The sequence below is a fragment of the Pseudonocardia thermophila genome (assembly GCF_900142365.1).
Classification (GTDB): Bacteria; Actinomycetota; Actinomycetes; order Mycobacteriales; family Pseudonocardiaceae; genus Pseudonocardia; species Pseudonocardia thermophila.
Genome location: NZ_FRAP01000036.1, coordinates 1 through 13,744 on the forward strand (window position 1 = coordinate 1; position 13,744 = coordinate 13,744).

The 13,744-nt window shown below is 70.0% G+C and carries 15 protein-coding genes; 5 read left to right on the forward strand and 10 right to left on the reverse strand.

What is annotated here, in order from left to right; all coding sequences use genetic code 11:
* Positions 1–96: 96 nt before the first annotated feature.
* Positions 97–627 (reverse strand): CGNR zinc finger domain-containing protein, encoded by a 531-nt coding sequence (locus BUE41_RS29185; RefSeq protein ID WP_073460584.1) that lies wholly within the window; start codon positions 625–627, stop codon positions 97–99.
* 38 nt (positions 628–665) lie between these two features.
* On the opposite strand from BUE41_RS29185, the gene BUE41_RS29190 reads away from it, so the two are divergent.
* Entirely contained in the window at positions 666–1,637 is a 972-nt protein-coding gene (locus BUE41_RS29190) for an EamA family transporter (RefSeq protein WP_073460585.1), read from the forward strand.
* Here BUE41_RS29190 and BUE41_RS29195 read toward each other — a convergent pair.
* Positions 1,618–1,845: a hypothetical protein gene (locus BUE41_RS29195; protein WP_143172446.1), complete on the reverse strand. Its 228-nt coding sequence runs from the start codon at positions 1,843–1,845 to the stop codon at positions 1,618–1,620. The genes BUE41_RS29190 and BUE41_RS29195 overlap by 20 nt on opposite strands.
* Before the next feature lie 110 nt (positions 1,846–1,955).
* The gene (locus BUE41_RS29200) at positions 1,956–2,399 is read right to left on the reverse strand and encodes a DUF6314 family protein (protein ID WP_073460587.1); all 444 of its coding nucleotides are present in this window, start codon (positions 2,397–2,399) and stop codon (positions 1,956–1,958) included.
* Between BUE41_RS29200 and BUE41_RS29205 the strand changes: the two genes are divergently transcribed.
* The 3 genes from BUE41_RS29205 to BUE41_RS29215 are packed head-to-tail and all read left to right on the forward strand — an operon-like array spanning position 2,398 to position 4,267.
* Positions 2,398–3,012 carry an energy-coupling factor transporter transmembrane component T family protein gene (locus BUE41_RS29205; RefSeq protein ID WP_073460588.1) on the forward strand — a complete coding sequence of 205 codons (615 nt, stop codon included), beginning with the start codon at positions 2,398–2,400 and terminating at the stop codon, positions 3,010–3,012. The genes BUE41_RS29200 and BUE41_RS29205 overlap by 2 nt on opposite strands.
* A gap of 12 nt (positions 3,013–3,024) precedes the next feature.
* Positions 3,025–3,576, forward strand: coding sequence for a biotin transporter BioY (locus BUE41_RS29210; RefSeq protein ID WP_073460589.1), 552 nt, complete (start codon positions 3,025–3,027; stop codon positions 3,574–3,576).
* A gap of 7 nt (positions 3,577–3,583) precedes the next feature.
* Complete coding sequence (locus tag BUE41_RS29215; RefSeq protein ID WP_073460590.1) at positions 3,584–4,267, forward strand: energy-coupling factor ABC transporter ATP-binding protein; 684 nt, start codon at positions 3,584–3,586, stop codon at positions 4,265–4,267.
* A 574-nt stretch (positions 4,268–4,841) separates the two neighbouring features.
* Here BUE41_RS29215 and BUE41_RS29220 read toward each other — a convergent pair.
* Both BUE41_RS29220 and BUE41_RS29225 read right to left on the reverse strand, forming a co-directional pair.
* The gene (locus tag BUE41_RS29220) at positions 4,842–6,191 is read right to left on the reverse strand and encodes an NtaA/DmoA family FMN-dependent monooxygenase (RefSeq protein WP_073460591.1); all 1,350 of its coding nucleotides are present in this window, start codon (positions 6,189–6,191) and stop codon (positions 4,842–4,844) included.
* Complete coding sequence (locus BUE41_RS29225; RefSeq protein ID WP_234997662.1) at positions 6,188–7,381, reverse strand: LLM class flavin-dependent oxidoreductase; 1,194 nt, start codon at positions 7,379–7,381, stop codon at positions 6,188–6,190. The genes BUE41_RS29220 and BUE41_RS29225 overlap by 4 nt, the downstream gene beginning before the upstream one ends.
* A gap of 366 nt (positions 7,382–7,747) precedes the next feature.
* Between BUE41_RS29225 and BUE41_RS29230 the strand changes: the two genes are divergently transcribed.
* Positions 7,748–8,365, forward strand: a complete 618-nt coding sequence (locus BUE41_RS29230; RefSeq protein WP_143172447.1) for a TetR/AcrR family transcriptional regulator — start codon at positions 7,748–7,750, stop codon at positions 8,363–8,365.
* A 70-nt stretch (positions 8,366–8,435) separates the two neighbouring features.
* On the opposite strand, the gene BUE41_RS29235 is transcribed toward BUE41_RS29230, so the two are convergent.
* The 5 genes from BUE41_RS29235 to BUE41_RS29255 form a co-directional block, all read right to left on the reverse strand.
* Positions 8,436–10,160: an AMP-dependent synthetase/ligase gene (locus tag BUE41_RS29235; protein WP_073460593.1), complete on the reverse strand. Its 1,725-nt coding sequence runs from the start codon at positions 10,158–10,160 to the stop codon at positions 8,436–8,438.
* Entirely contained in the window at positions 10,150–10,923 is a 774-nt protein-coding gene (locus BUE41_RS29240) for an enoyl-CoA hydratase-related protein (protein WP_084756123.1), read from the reverse strand. The genes BUE41_RS29235 and BUE41_RS29240 overlap by 11 nt, the downstream gene beginning before the upstream one ends.
* Complete coding sequence (locus BUE41_RS29245; RefSeq protein ID WP_073460594.1) at positions 10,920–12,101, reverse strand: LLM class flavin-dependent oxidoreductase; 1,182 nt, start codon at positions 12,099–12,101, stop codon at positions 10,920–10,922. The genes BUE41_RS29240 and BUE41_RS29245 overlap by 4 nt, the downstream gene beginning before the upstream one ends.
* On the reverse strand, positions 12,101–12,652 hold the full coding sequence (locus tag BUE41_RS29250) for a flavin reductase family protein (RefSeq protein WP_073460595.1): 552 nt from the start codon (positions 12,650–12,652) through the stop codon (positions 12,101–12,103). The genes BUE41_RS29245 and BUE41_RS29250 overlap by 1 nt, the downstream gene beginning before the upstream one ends.
* A gap of 230 nt (positions 12,653–12,882) precedes the next feature.
* Positions 12,883–13,572: an ABC transporter permease gene (locus BUE41_RS29255; RefSeq protein WP_159444993.1), complete on the reverse strand. Its 690-nt coding sequence runs from the start codon at positions 13,570–13,572 to the stop codon at positions 12,883–12,885.
* Positions 13,573–13,744: the final 172 nt, after the last annotated feature.

A 13,744-nucleotide genomic window follows, 5' to 3' on the forward strand; every position in this document is an offset into this window, starting at 1 on the left:
GCTACAACACTCGACGCGCCCACTCCGCTCTCGGTGGCCGACCCCCAGCCACCCGACTCGCCGCCTAACTGTCAACAACCTCCCGGGTCAGTACAGCTAGCCGCGCCGGGCTCGGTAGGCGGCTACCGCGACCCGGTTCCCGCACGCCACGCTGCAGAAGCGCTTCGACCGGTTCCGCGAGAGATCGAGCACGATCCCGGCGCAGTTCTCGTCCGCGCACACGGAGAACCGGCTGAGCTCGTCCGCGCGCACCACGTCGACCATCGCCATCGCGGTCTCGACGACGATCCGCCGGTCGAACGGTGCGTCCCGGTCGATCGCGTGGAGGTGGTAGTCCCAGCCGTCGTGGCGCACCAGCTGCGGGACCGCGCCGTACTCGGCGAGCATCGCGTTGACCATGGTGGCCGCGGTGTCGCGGTCCGCGGTGAGCAGCGTGCGCAGCGGCGCCCGCAGCGCCCGCACCGCCGCGAGCTCCGCCTCGGTCTCGGGGCGGCGCCCGGAGTAGCCGTGCTCGTCGAAGAACGCCTGCAGCTGGTCGAGGCTGGTCAGCGTGTCGGGCGGCTCCGCGGAGTTGACCAGTGCGACGGCGGCTGTCAGTGCGGCGGTGGTGTCATGGGCGAAAACCACGTTGACAGCTTACTTGCCCCCGCATAGCGTCATCAGTCATGCCGTTGTTGACCCATGACAATGCGGCGCGCAGCCTCAGCGGGCTCGGGTTCGCCGCGATCTCCGCGGTGTCCTTCGCCCTCTCCGGGCCGATCGCCGGCGGGCTGCTCGACGCCGGGTGGAGCCCGGCGGCCGCCGTCGCTGTCCGGGTCCTCATCGGCGGATCGGTGCTGGTCCCGCCCGCCGTGGTGGCACTGCGCGGCCGCTGGGCCCAGCTGCGCCGGCAGCTGCCCGTCCTGCTGCTCTACGGCCTCGGCCCGGTGGCCGGCACGCAGTTCGCCTACTTCGCCGCGCTGCGCCACCTGCCCGTCGCCGTCGCGCTGCTCATCGAGTACACCTCGCCGATCGCGGTCGTCGCATGGCTCTGGCTGCGGCACGCTCAGCGCCCCGCCGCCCTGACCGTCGGGGGAGCCCTGCTCGGGATGACCGGGCTCGTGCTCGTCCTCGATCCGGGAGGGGGTGCGTTCAGCTGGATCGGCGTCGGCTGGGCGCTGCTGGCGATGCTTGGCGCGGCCCTCTACTTCCTGCTCTCCGCCCGCACCGGCGACGCGCTGCCCGGGGTGGTCCTCGCCGCCGGTGCACTGCTCACCGGCGGCGTGGTCCTGCTGCTCGCCGGGCTCGTGGGCGTTCTGCCGTTCACCGTGACGGCCGCGACGGTCGCCCTGGGCGGGGCCGTGCTGCCGTGGTGGGTACCCGTGCTGGCACTCGGCGTCGTGACGGCAGCGCTGTCCTACGCCACCGGGATCGAGGCGGCGCGCCGACTGGGGGCGCGGCTGGCGTCGTTCTGCGGGCTGGCCGAGGTCGTGGCCGCGGTGGTGCTGGCCTGGTTGCTGCTCGGACAGGTGCCCCGCCCGGTCCAGCTCGTCGGCGCGGCCCTCGTGCTCGCCGGCGTCGCGCTGGTGAAGCTGGGAGAGCCGGAACCGGCGGCCGCTCCTGCCGAGATCGCGGAGATCACCGCTCGCGAGCGGTGATCGGAGCGGTCGCCAGCGCCGCAGCGATCCGCGCCTTGGCCCGCTCCTGCTCCTCGGGCGTCGGGTCGAGCGCGGGCCCGACCCGACGCAGCGCGGCGATCAGCTGGCGCGCGAGCATCCCGGACCGGTCCGCGGTGCGCTGACCGGGGAGCGGGGCGGCGACGCACCCGCCCGGCGGCTGGATCGGCAGCTCGACCGTGGAAGGCACCGTGACCACCTCGTTCCCGTCGTTCTCGTCGTTCTGCTCCGCTCATCGCGCCGATCGGCGGCAGCGCTTCACCTGAACGGACGGAAGTACCCGATCGAGTGATACAACGATCAGCGGGTGAACACGGTGCGGCTGGAGTACGCCTTCTTCGGGCCGTGCACGTCCATCTCGACCACGAACCGGTCGGGGAGCGCGGAGAGGTCGTAGTGCCCGGTGTAGGTGTCGGCCACGCAGAGGTGCACATCCGTGGTCGCGCCGTCGCCCGGGCGCAGGCGGTGCAGCAGCTTCCCGGCGTTGGCGGTGCCGGCGAAGCAGATGTGGATCTCGTCGCCGACCAGCCGGTAGTCGTACTCTCGCCACGCCTGGCCGCGGTGGCCGTCGGTCAGCTGCAGCTCACCCTCCTCGCGGTAGTGCAGCACGTCGTCGGCGACGGGGGAGAAGGTCGCGGTACCGGTGAACGTGCCGATCCCCGGCTCGAACGTGCGGGTGAGGTGCCAGTCACCGGCGAGGCCGGCGAAGGCCCGCCGCGCTGCGTGCGAGACTTCGGCGGCCATGCTCAGCATCTACCACGACGTCCGCTCGCCGGTCCACTCGCTGCCGGCGGCCGTCAAGCTGCCGGTGCTGCTCGCTGCGGGGATCGGGCTGTTCATGATCGGGGACGCAGGGGTGCTCGCGGCGCTGCTGGGCGTGGTGGTGCTCGGCTTCGCGGCGGCGCGGGTGCCGTGGCGGCTCGCCGTGCGCCAGGTGGGCATCGCGCTGCCGTTCCTGCTGCTCATCGTGCTGGTCCAGGGCCTGGTCGAGGGCTGGGGGAGCGCGCTGGTCGTGGGTCTGCGGATCCTCACGCTGCTCGCGCTCGCCGGCCTCGTCACGCTCACGACCCGCGCCGAGGCCCTCATCGACGTCGTGGAGCGGGCGCTCACCCCGCTGAAGCCGCTCGGCGTGCGGCCCGAGCGGATCGGCATGGTCGTGCTGATGACGATCCGGTTCGTGCCCGTGCTGCGCGAGCACGCCGACGCCGTGCGGGACGCGCAGCGCGCCCGCGGGGTGGAGCGGAGCTTTGTGTTCCTCACCCCATTGCTGGTCAAGACGTTGCGCACGGCCGACGGCCTCGCTCAGGCTCTCGACGCGCGCGGCGTCGATCCGGGCCGCGCCGCTCGGCAACGGTGACGAGGAGTCCGTGTGCGCACTCGAGACCTCGCCTACGTCGCGGTGTTCGCGGCGATCATGGTCGTGCTGGGGTTGTTCCCGCCGATCGCGGTGGGCCCGATCCCGATCACCGCGCAGAGCATGGGCGTGATGCTCGCGGGATCGATCATCGGGGCGCGGCGGGGTGCGCTCGCGATGCTGGTCGTGGCGCTGATGGCCGCGATCGGGCTCCCGGTGCTGTCCGGCGGCCGCGGCGGCATCGGCGTCGTGCTCGGGCCGACCGGCGGCTACATCGCCGGCTGGATCGTCGGGGCGTTCGTCGTCGGGCTGATCACCGAGCGGGTCTGGACGCGCTACAACATCGGCTGGGCGATCCTGGCCAACGTCGTCGGCGGCATCCTGGTGGTCTACGCGTTCGGGATCGCCTGGTACGCGATCCTCTCGGGCCAGTCGGTGGTCCTCGCTGCAGCGCAGAACGCGGTCTTCCTGCCCGGCGACGCGATCAAGGTGCTGATCGCTTCCGCCGTCGCCGTCGCAGTGCGCCGCGCCTACCCGGTGATCGAGGCGGCGCCGCAGCGCGCATGATCGACGCGTGATCGAGGTCCGCGACGTCGAGGTGCAGTTCGGCGGGCACCCCGTCCTGCGCGACGTCGACGTCACCCTCACCGAGCGGCGGATCGCCGTCATCGGTGCGAACGGGTCCGGGAAGTCGACGTTCGCGCGCCTGCTCAACGGTCTGCTGCTGCCCACGACCGGCACCGTGACCGTCGACGGGTTCGATACCCGCGAGCACGGCCGGGAGGTGCGCAAGCGGGTCGGGTTCGTCTTCCAGGACCCGGACCTGCAGATCGTCATGCCGACCGTCGCCGAGGACGTCGCCTTCGGCCTGAAGCACCAGGGCGTGCCGAAGGCCGAGATCGCCGAGCGGGTGGCGGCCGCGCTGGAGCGGTTCGGCCTCGCCGGGCTGGCCGACCGCCCCGCGCACCTGCTCTCCGGTGGGGAGAAGCAGCTGCTCGCGATCGCCTCGGTGACGGTGCTGGAACCGGCCTGCATCGTCTTCGACGAGCCCACCACCGCGCTCGACCTGCGCAACCGCCGCCGCACCTGGGCGGTCGTGGCGAGCCTGCCCCAGCAGGCCGTGGTGGTCACCCACGACCTGGAGGCCATCACCGGCTTCGACCGCGCCCTGCTCTTCGACGGGGGGCGGATCGTCTTCGACGGGCCCCCGGCCGCGGCCGTGGAGGAGTACCTGGCGCTGCTCGACGAGCCCCTGTGACCGGGCCGCGCAGGGACGCGCTCCCGGTGGCCCGGATGCCGCCGGTGCCGTCCCCGGGTCCGAGCCCTCCCGGACGAGGGCCCGACGCCCTCTGGACGAGTGCAGGGAGGGGCATCCGGTAGCGATCCTTCCCGCGCACCGAATCGAGGCTCGGTGACCTGCACCAGCCCCCGCGTGCCGGCGACCCCCTCCTGATCGCCGTCCCTCGCCGGGTACTGAGGTGGCCGAGCTGAGCGGATCCGCCCGCCGGGCAGGTCCGGCTCCGTCGACGACGGCACGGCACGCACCTGGAGGACACCGACCCCTGTCACTCGCTGACCGTCGACGTCGGGCAGAGGCATCAGGCAGACATCAGGCAGACCGACCCGGCGATCAACGGGACGTCGCCGCCGTGGGACCCCGCGTTCGGGCCTGAGCGGCCCCTGCTCGATGGGGTGCGCAGACATCGACGGCGCCGTCGAGTTCGGGTGCGGTGGCGCCCGGCCGTGCTGCGTGCAGGTCGCCACGGGCAAGGGCACGGGCGATGCCCGCACCGCGATCGGTCTGGCGCCGACGATCCGCGCGGAGGTCGGGGCTAGACCAGTGCGTCCAGCCCCAGGTGCTCCCGCAGCGTGGTGCCGGAGTAGTCGCTGCGGAACACTCCGCGCTCCTGCAGCAGCGGCACCACCCGGTCGGCGAACTCGTCCAGCCCGCCGGGCGTGATGTGCGGTACGAGGATGAACCCGTCGCTGGCGCGGGCCTGCACGAACGCGTCGAGCTGGGCGGCGACCTCCGCGGGGGTGCCGATGAAGTTCTGCCGCCCCATCGTCTCGATGACGACGTCGCGCAGCGACAAGTTCTTCGCCGCGGCCAGTTCGCGCCACTGCCGGGCGACCGCGAACGGGTCGCGGAACATGCGCACGCTGGCCCGGCCCTTCGCGATCGTGTCCTCCCCGATGACCGGGTCCTCCTCCGGCAGCGAGCCGTCCGGGTCGCGGTCGGACAGATCGCGGTTCCACAGCTGCTCGGCGAACTTGATCGCCGTCTGGCCGCTGACCTGCTGGCGGCGGATGTAGTCGGCCTTCTCCTGCGCCTCGGCATCGGTGTCGCCCAGCACGAACGTGGCGGCCGGGAGGATCTTCAGCGAGTCGGGGGAGCGGCCGTACTTCGCCAGCCTGCCCTTGACGTCGTCGTAGAAGGCGCGGCCTGCATCGAGGGTGCCGTGCCGCGTGAAGATCGCGTCCGCGGTGGAGGCGGCGAACTCGCGGCCCTCGTCGGAGTCGCCCGCCTGGAAGATCACGGGGCGGCCCTGCGGGCTGCGCGGCACCGAGAACCGGCCGTGGATGTCGAACTCCGACGAGGTGAACGCGAACCGACCGGCGTCGGGATCGCGCAGGAAGGTGCCGGATTCGGCGTCGGCGACGATCTCGTCGCCGCGCCAGGAGCCGAACAGCGTGATGGCGGCGGAGAGGAACTCCTTCGCGCGCACGTAGCGCTTCTCCTCGGGCAGGAACCCGCCGCGCCTGAAGTTCTCGCCGGTGAACGCGTCCCAGCTCGTCACGACGTTCCACGCGGCCCGGCCGCCGCTGAGGTGGTCGAGCGTGGCGAACTGGCGGGCGACCTCCACCGGCTCGTTGAACGTCGAGTTGATCGTGCCGGCCAGGCCGAGCCGGTCGGTGACCGCAGCGAGCGCGGACAGCACCGTGAACGTGTCCGGGCGACCCATGACGTCGAGGTCGTAGATCCTGCCGCCCTGCTCGCGCAGCCGCAGCCCCTCGGCGAGGAACAGGAAGTCGAACTTCGCCCGCTCCGCGGTCTGCGCGAAGTGCACGAACGAGGAGAACTCGATGTGGCTGCCCGCTGCCGGGTCGCTCCACACCGTGGTGTTGTTGACGCCCGGGAAGTGGGCGGCCAGGTGCATCTGCCTGCGGGGCTGGTCGGTCATCGCGCGCCTCCGGCCGTGGCGTAGCGGTTGGCCGGCCGGTCCGCACCGAGACGCCCGCGCAGGGTGGCGGACCAGCTCGCGGGGGAGGGGTGGGCGGTGCGGTAGGCGCCGCGGCGCTGCAGCTCCGGCACCAGCTGCCGGGTGATCGCGGGCAGGTCGTCAGCGATCGTGGCCGGCCGCAGCCGCGCGCCGGCCAGGCCCGCCCGTCGCCACTCGATCAGCAGGTCGGCCAGCTCGACCGGGGCACCGGCGAACACCAGCGCGTCGCTGTGCAGCGGCTCGCCGGCCAGCTCGTCGAGCCGGGCCAGCCGGTCGGCCGCGGCGCGGGCGTCGTCGGCGAGGACGACCAGCACGTCACCGAGGACGGGCAGCGGTTCGGCGGCGCGCCCGGCCGTTTCCTGCGCGGCCCGGATCGGAGCGAGGATGCCCGGGATGTCGGACGTGGTGCGCGGCGTGACGAACCCGAGGTCGGCGCACCGCCCGACCAGCTCGAACGCGACGTCGGCGGGCGCGAGCGCCGCCACCACCGGTTGACCTTGCGGTGGGCGCGGTGTGATCGACGGCCCGCGCACGGAGAAGAACCGGCCGTGGAAGTCGATGTAGTGCAGCTTGTCGCGGTCGACGAACCGACCCGTGGCGGCGTCGCGGATCTCCGCGTCGTCCTCCCACGAGTCCCACAGCCGCCGCACGACCTCGACCCAGTCGGCGGCCTCCTCGAACAGGTCGGCGACCGGCAGCACGGGCCGCCGGCCGACCAGTTCGGCCTCGTCCTCCCGCCCCGAGACCTGCACCTGCACCCCGGCGCGGCCCGCGCTGACGTAGTCGAGCGTCGCGATGGCCTTGGACAGGTGGAACGGTTCGGTGTGCGTGGTGACCGCGGTCGGCACCAGCCCGACGTGCGGCACCAGCGGCGCCACCCGCGAAGCCACCAGCACCGCGTCGAGCCGGCCGCGGACTCGATCGGTGCGCTCACCCGGATCGCGTCGACCGTCGGCCTGCAGGCCCAGCGAGTCCTCGATCGTCACCAGGTCGACCAGCCCCTCCGCGGCCTCCCGCACGACGTCGACCCAGTAGCCGGCCGTCAGCAGCTCCCGCGCCCGGGCCCCCGGGACCCGCCACGACGCCGGATGCCATCCGGTCCCGTCCAGTGCGATCGCCAGCCGCAGCCCGTCATCCGCCGTGTCCCCCACGCGCGCTCCCTCCGTCGCCTGCTCCCGGGTCAAGGCGACAGCGGCCCGCGTCATTCCCTGCGCGCGGTACCGGACGGCGGCGAGGCGGCTGCGGACCTCGGTGACCGACCCCCGCACCGCGCGCCGCGACCGGGCGCCGCTCGACGAACCCGGCTCCGAGCGGATCGCGCGCCGAACGCCTAGAGGGCGGAACCTGGTGATCTCGGCTCGGGTGCGGTGGAATCCGGCGCGTACCGATGACGTGAGTGGGGATTCACGCCCGTCCCCCTGATCCATGAATATGAACTCCCCGTGGGCCTCCGTCACGACTACGTCCGGTTTCGGGTGGGGGGTGCCTGATGCGTCCGCCACGACTAGGCTGTGCATATGGCGACTCGAGGTACGACGGCGGCCGGAATTTCCAGGCGCGAGCGCCTGGTGCGTTCTGCGGCCATCCTGTTTCGGGCTCACGGCTATGAGCACGTGAGCGTCGAGAACATCTGCGCGGCTGCCGGCGTCACGGGTCCGGCTCTCTACCGTCACTTCAAGAGCAAACAGGACATCCTGGTGACGGTCGTGGAGGAGCCGATCTTGGTGCTTCTGCAGTTCGCGCGAGCGACGCGCGAGAAGTACGGGTCCTCGCCGGAGACCCTCGATCGATTGATGAAGAACCACATCAACCACATGCTGGACGGTACCGGGGCGCTGGAGATCTTCAGCCGCGAACAGGAGAGCCTGCCGCAGGAGAAGATGTCCGAGCTGCGGCGCAACATGGTCGAGTACGTCCAGATCTGGACCGAGTCGATCGCGGTGACATGCAACGTCGACCTCGAGACCGCCCGCGTGCTGACCTACGCCCTCACCAACGCGATCAACTCCCTGCCGAACTACCGGCGCACCCTCGACAAGGAGCAGGTCCGGGCGATCCTGTGGCGCATGTGCCAGACGATCGTCCAGGCTGACTGGCCGGCCACCGTCGAGGACGCCGCCCCAGCCGGCCAGTAGCCCGGGTGATCGCGACGAAGAGGCGGGGCGGACATCCGCCCCGCCTCTTCGTCATGATCATCGATGAGAACTACCGGTACATCTCGTCGATGAGTGCTGCGAATCCCTCTTCGATCTTCGCTCGTCGCAGCTTTCCGTTCCCGGTCATGTACCCGGCTCCGACCGAAAGCGGCTCATTCAGGAACCGGAAATCCTTGATCTGTTCCGGTCGGCTCACCTTCGCGTTGACCGCTTCGATTCCTCGCCTCACCCGTTCTCTCAGCTCGTCGTCCACCGCGGCGCCGGGGGAGGCTTCGACGAGCGCGGTGAGGTATTTCCGTCCGTCACCGACGACGACGATCCGCTCTACTCCGGGAACGCTCGGGAAATGGACCTCGATGCTCTGCGGCGAGACGGTCTTCCCGCCCTCGGTGATGAGGACGTCCTTCTTCCGCCCGACCAGGGAGATCGTTCCGTCGGGTGCCGCCTGCGCGAGGTCACCGGTGCGGAACCAGCCGTCGACGATCGCCGCGGCGGTCTCTTCAGGGTTCTCCCAGTACCCGGTGAACATGGATGGGCCGCGCACGAGGAGCTCACCGTCCTCGGCGATCCTGACCTGCCAGCCCGGCTCGTCGACACACGTCCCGATCGTCCGCGCATCCGAGAACGGCCGGGTCTGCTCGGTCACCCGGCCGGCGCTCTCGGTGAGCCCGTAGGTGACTCGGAGATCGACCCCCCACATGTGCCACTGCCGGACGAGCTCGATCGGGATGGGTGCCGAGGAGATGTACGGCTGCCGCAGTTCCCGGTAGCCGACCCGGTCGAGCGCGGGCCGGTAGACCACCTTGCAGGTCAGTTCCCAGAGGGCGCGGCGGATCCAGCCCGGGCACCCACCCGCCCAGAGGCGCTCGACGCAGTGCTGCGCGTTGCGGTCCAGCGGCGCCCGGATCACGTCGGGCAGCGTGATGCGCTCCGCCACACGCTCCTTCGCCTTGGCCCAGAACCGCGGCGGCTCCACCACGTACGTGGGGCGCACCAGCTGCAGCAGCCGCCAGTGGTCCAGCCCGGGCGCCGGGACGTAGTTCACCAGATCCATGACCAGCGGCATGACGGTCGAGCGCAGCTTGCCGACCACGTGCGCCATCGGCAGGTGCCACAGGATCCGGTCGGGCACGGCCTGACCGCGGTAGCGGCGCGGCCGCCCAGTGACAGCGGCGTGCATGAGCGTCCCGTGCGTGTGGACGACGCCCTTCGGCCGTCCGGTGGTCCCCGACGTGAAGACGATGCAGGCGATCGTGTCGGGGGTGATGTCCGCGGGCGGTTCGGGCGGCTCGACGGGCTGGGTGAGGTCCGGCCAGTCGTCGCGGTCGGCCACCGTGACGGGCAGCTCGGCCGGTACGCGCGGAGCCGTTCCTGGAGCCCGGTCGCACACGAACAGCCGCGCTCCGGCCGCGGCGATGACGTCGGCGATCTGGCTGTCCGCGCTCGTCGGGTACAAGCTGACCGAGACGGCACCGAGGCAGTAGAGGGCGAGCTCCAACGCGATGGCGTCGACGTCCGGGCTCATCAACGACGCCACCCGGTCACCGAACCCGACACCTCGTGCGGCCAGCCAGGCTTGCCACGCCTGCACGCGCGTGTGCAGCTGGGCCCATGTGAGCGGCGTGGTGCGGTAGTCGGAGTCGACGCGGACGAGGCAGATGGCGTCGGGGCAGCGCTCGACGCGGGCGGCGAACGCGGACGCTACCGTCCAGCCGTCCGCCGGCCCGCCGATCCACGGAACCGCCGCTCGCGCGAGGTCCGTGTCACTTGACACCGCGAAACTCATCCCGGGCAGCGACGATGTCCGATTCGAAGAAGTTCAGCATCTCCAGGGCGGTCGATAGCTCGTAGGACGCGAGGTTGTTGGTGAGCCAGAAGTTCATGCAGCGCTTGGTCCAAGCCAGCGCCCGCGGGTTCATCCCCGCGAGCTTGCGGGCGACCTCCTTGGCCTCCTCGTACACGCGCTCCTTCGGGACGGCCTTCGACACCATGCCCATGCGCTCGGCGTCCTGGCCGGTGATCGGTTCGGAGGTCAGAGCGTAGTACTTGGCCCTCGCCATGCCCATGAGCAGTGGCCAGATCAAGCACGCATGGTCGCCCGCGGTCACACCCACCTTCGTGTGGCCCTCGATGAGGACCGCGTCCTCGGCCGCGATGGTGATGTCGCACATCAGGGCCACCGCCAGCCCGATGCCCACCGCTGGTCCGTTGATAGCCGCGATCGTCGGCTTGCTGATCGCCAGCACCCGCGACGTCCGCTTGCGGCCGTTCTCCAGCAGCTTGACGGTCTGCTCGAAGTCGGCGTCCGGCTGGGAGAGGTCGTTTCCGGCGGAGAACGCGCGACCCTCGCCCGTGATGATCACGACCCGGGTGTCCGGGTCCTCCTCGACGTCGTGCCACAGCCGGGCGATCTCATCGAACATGGAGTAGAGGAACGCGTTCAGCTTCTCCGGCCGGTTCAGCCGGACCGTCAGGATGCCGTTCTCGTCGCGCTCGAACTTGAAGTTCTCGCTGTAGTACTGGTAGGTCTCGATCACGCCAGTGCTCCCGTTCCCACGCCCTTCGCCTCCCGCTCGAGGAAGGTCGCCAGCTCCGCCTCGTGCGCCTCGCGCTTCGCCCGGATCTCCCGGAGGACGTCGTCTGCCGGTCGGACGATCGAGGTGCCCTTCTTGAAGTGCGGGATCACGTACTTCCCGAAGAGCTCGATCGACCGCATGCGGTCCTCGAACGGCATACCGTCGATGCGCATGATCAGTGCCTCGACGCCGTACTCCTCATAGCGGCGCACCTGCTCGATGCACGCGTCGGGGTCGCCCACGATGAAGGAGGCCGAGTCATTGAGCAGGTACTCCTTGTCGTCGAGGTCGACGTTCTTGATGGCTCCCATGTGCGCGTAGTCGGCAGAGAGCTTCGACAGCAGCTCATAGGCGCCGGTCTGGACCTTCAAGCCCTCGATGACGGGATCGACCTTCTTCCGGGCCTCCGCTGTCGTGTCGGCGCACACCATGCCGCCGCCGAGACTGACCATCTTGCGCTTGAAGGCCGGGTAGACGTGCTCGGTGCTGTCGAACGCCTCCTCGTACATCTGCAGCACCCGCTTGCTGTACTCGAATCCGAGGAAGAACGTCGCGCTGAGCACACCGATCCCCAGTTTCCCGGCCTCGAGGTGGGAATCGGGTCCGGACGCCGCCACCGAGATCGGGGGATGGGGGTACTGGATCGGCCGGGGAACCAGGCTGCGCGGGGGGATCTTGTAGTGCTCGCCGACGAAGCTGAACACCTCCTGGGTGAACGCGCGCCGGATGACCTCAATGCCTTCCCGCCATTCGGACTTGTTCTTCTTCGGGTCGACCTCGAACGCGCGCAGCGCGAGCGTCGTGTTGCCCCGGCCGGTGCCGAGCTCGATCCGGCCGTTCGAGACGATGTCCTCGGTAGCCACCCGCTCGGCCACCCGCAGCGCGTGGTTCATCCGCACCGGCAGCAGCGTCACCAGGTGGATGAACTTAATCCTGCTGGTGAGCGCCATCAGGTACGGGTAGAGCACCTCTGGTGCCGACGTCGTCGCCGTGCCGAGCGGTACGTGCTGCTCGGAGGTGCCGAAGTAGTCGAAGCCCACCTTCTCGGCCAGGAGTACCTCTTCCACGAGTTCCTGGTACCGGGTGGCGGTGCTCATCCCGGGCGGGGTGTCCGCCTCGCTCAGAAAGATGAAGTCCATCACGCACTCACTTCCGACCCGTACCGCGGATGCGGAAGGGTCATGTACTCGCGCTCGTAGTACACGATCGGCTCCTCGTCCTGATTCCGCGTCGCCCGGACGACGCGACCCAACAGGAGCTCGTGGTCACCGGTCGGGATCAAGTCGAACTTCTCACATTCGACGATCGCCAGAGAAGCGCTCCGCAGAAGCGGTACGCCCCCGATTCCGGGCACCCAGTCGACGGCTTGGAACTTGTCATCCGCGGGCGACGCGAAGCGGGCTGCGACGTGTTCGGCGCTGACATTGAGGAAATTGACAGCGAAGACGTCGCTCCGCCGCAGCGAGCGCAGTGTCCGACTCGACCTCGCCACGAAGAGCCCGACCAGCGGCGGTGTCATCGACACGCTCGCGAAGGCGTTCGAGGTGAACCCGACAGGCTTCTCTCGCTCGTCGATGGTGCTGACCACGACCACGCCGGTCGGAAACGCGGACACTGCCTGCTTGAACTCCTCGGGCGATGCGGAGACGGATGCTTCTGGGGGTCCGTCGGCGAGACCGGTCGTCGCCATGGAGGTCAACCTGCTTCCATTGGGTTAATCCAGATTTACATACGAAATTAGCAATCAGCATTTGCCCTGTCAAGTCGAGGGTGATCTGCCGTTAAACGAATCTCGCCACCGGCGCGCGACGGCGCAGGTGGCGAGAGCGATCGGTACAGCGGTTCAGGCATCCGTCGGGCGGCGCGGCAGGGGAGGGTCGGCGTTTTCGCGAGACGCCGCACCGCTCCGCGGGACGGACCTCATTCTGCGCTGCCGATCGCGGCCGACTCGTGCCAGCGCACCATGAACCGCCGCAGCACCGCGACGACGATGTGCATCGCGAAGCCGAGCGCGGTCAGCAGGATGATGACCGCGAACAGCTGCGGGATCTGGAAGTTGTTGAGCATCGCCACGGTCAGGTAGCCCCATCCGTGGTCGCCGGCCAGGAACTCCCCGACGATCGCCCCGATCACGGCCATGACGACGCCGACCTCCGTCCCGGCGAAGATGTACGGCGCCGCGTACCGCATCTCCATGAGGAAGAACCGCTGCCATCGGTTCGCCTTGAACACCGACATGACGTCCTTGAAGGACCCGGGCACGGACTTGATGCCGAGCAGCGTGTTGCGGAAGACGGGGAAGAAGCCGAAGATCGCGGCGATGACGACCTTGGAGCTCACGCCGAACCCGAACCAGACGATCAGGAGCGGCACCAGCGGAGTCTTCGGGGTCACCTGGGTGGCGACGATGAACGGGTTCAGCAGGTTCTCGAGCGTCGGCAGCTTCGCCAGCAGGACGCCGAGCCCGACCCCGACGACCAGGGCTATCCCGAAGCCGAGCAGGATCTCCGACAAGGTTGTCCAGCCGTGGCTCCAGGTCGACGGTTCCCTGAGCAGGTCAAGCAGGGCCTGGCCGACCTGCAGTGGGTTCGGCAGAACCAGCTTGGACACGTCGAACAGGACGACGTACAGGTGCCAAACCACTAGGAAGTGAATCGCCCTGGGTGGTGGAGAGGCTCTGATCTAGCAAGGAGACTGGAGCCGTGCCTGCACCTCGGAAGTTCGATGAGGAGACCCGCGCCCGCGCGGTGCGCCTGTACGCTGACCGGCTGCGTGATCACGG

What these genes read in the sequence shown, in the direction of transcription:
- BUE41_RS29245 (WP_073460594.1), bottom strand. Translation starts at nt 12,101, where the DNA reads ATGGACTTCATCTTTCTGAGCGAGGCGGACACCCCGCCCGGGATGAGC.
- BUE41_RS29250 (WP_073460595.1), bottom strand. Translation starts at nt 12,652, where the DNA reads ATGGCGACGACCGGTCTCGCCGACGGACCCCCAGAAGCATCCGTCTCC.
- BUE41_RS29205 (WP_073460588.1), top strand. Translation starts at nt 2,398, where the DNA reads ATGCTCAGCATCTACCACGACGTCCGCTCGCCGGTCCACTCGCTGCCG.
- BUE41_RS29190 (WP_073460585.1), top strand. Translation starts at nt 666, where the DNA reads ATGCCGTTGTTGACCCATGACAATGCGGCGCGCAGCCTCAGCGGGCTC.
- BUE41_RS29220 (WP_073460591.1), bottom strand. Translation starts at nt 6,191, where the DNA reads ATGACCGACCAGCCCCGCAGGCAGATGCACCTGGCCGCCCACTTCCCG.
- BUE41_RS29200 (WP_073460587.1), bottom strand. Translation starts at nt 2,399, where the DNA reads ATGGCCGCCGAAGTCTCGCACGCAGCGCGGCGGGCCTTCGCCGGCCTC.
- BUE41_RS29230 (WP_143172447.1), top strand. Translation starts at nt 7,748, where the DNA reads ATGGCGACTCGAGGTACGACGGCGGCCGGAATTTCCAGGCGCGAGCGC.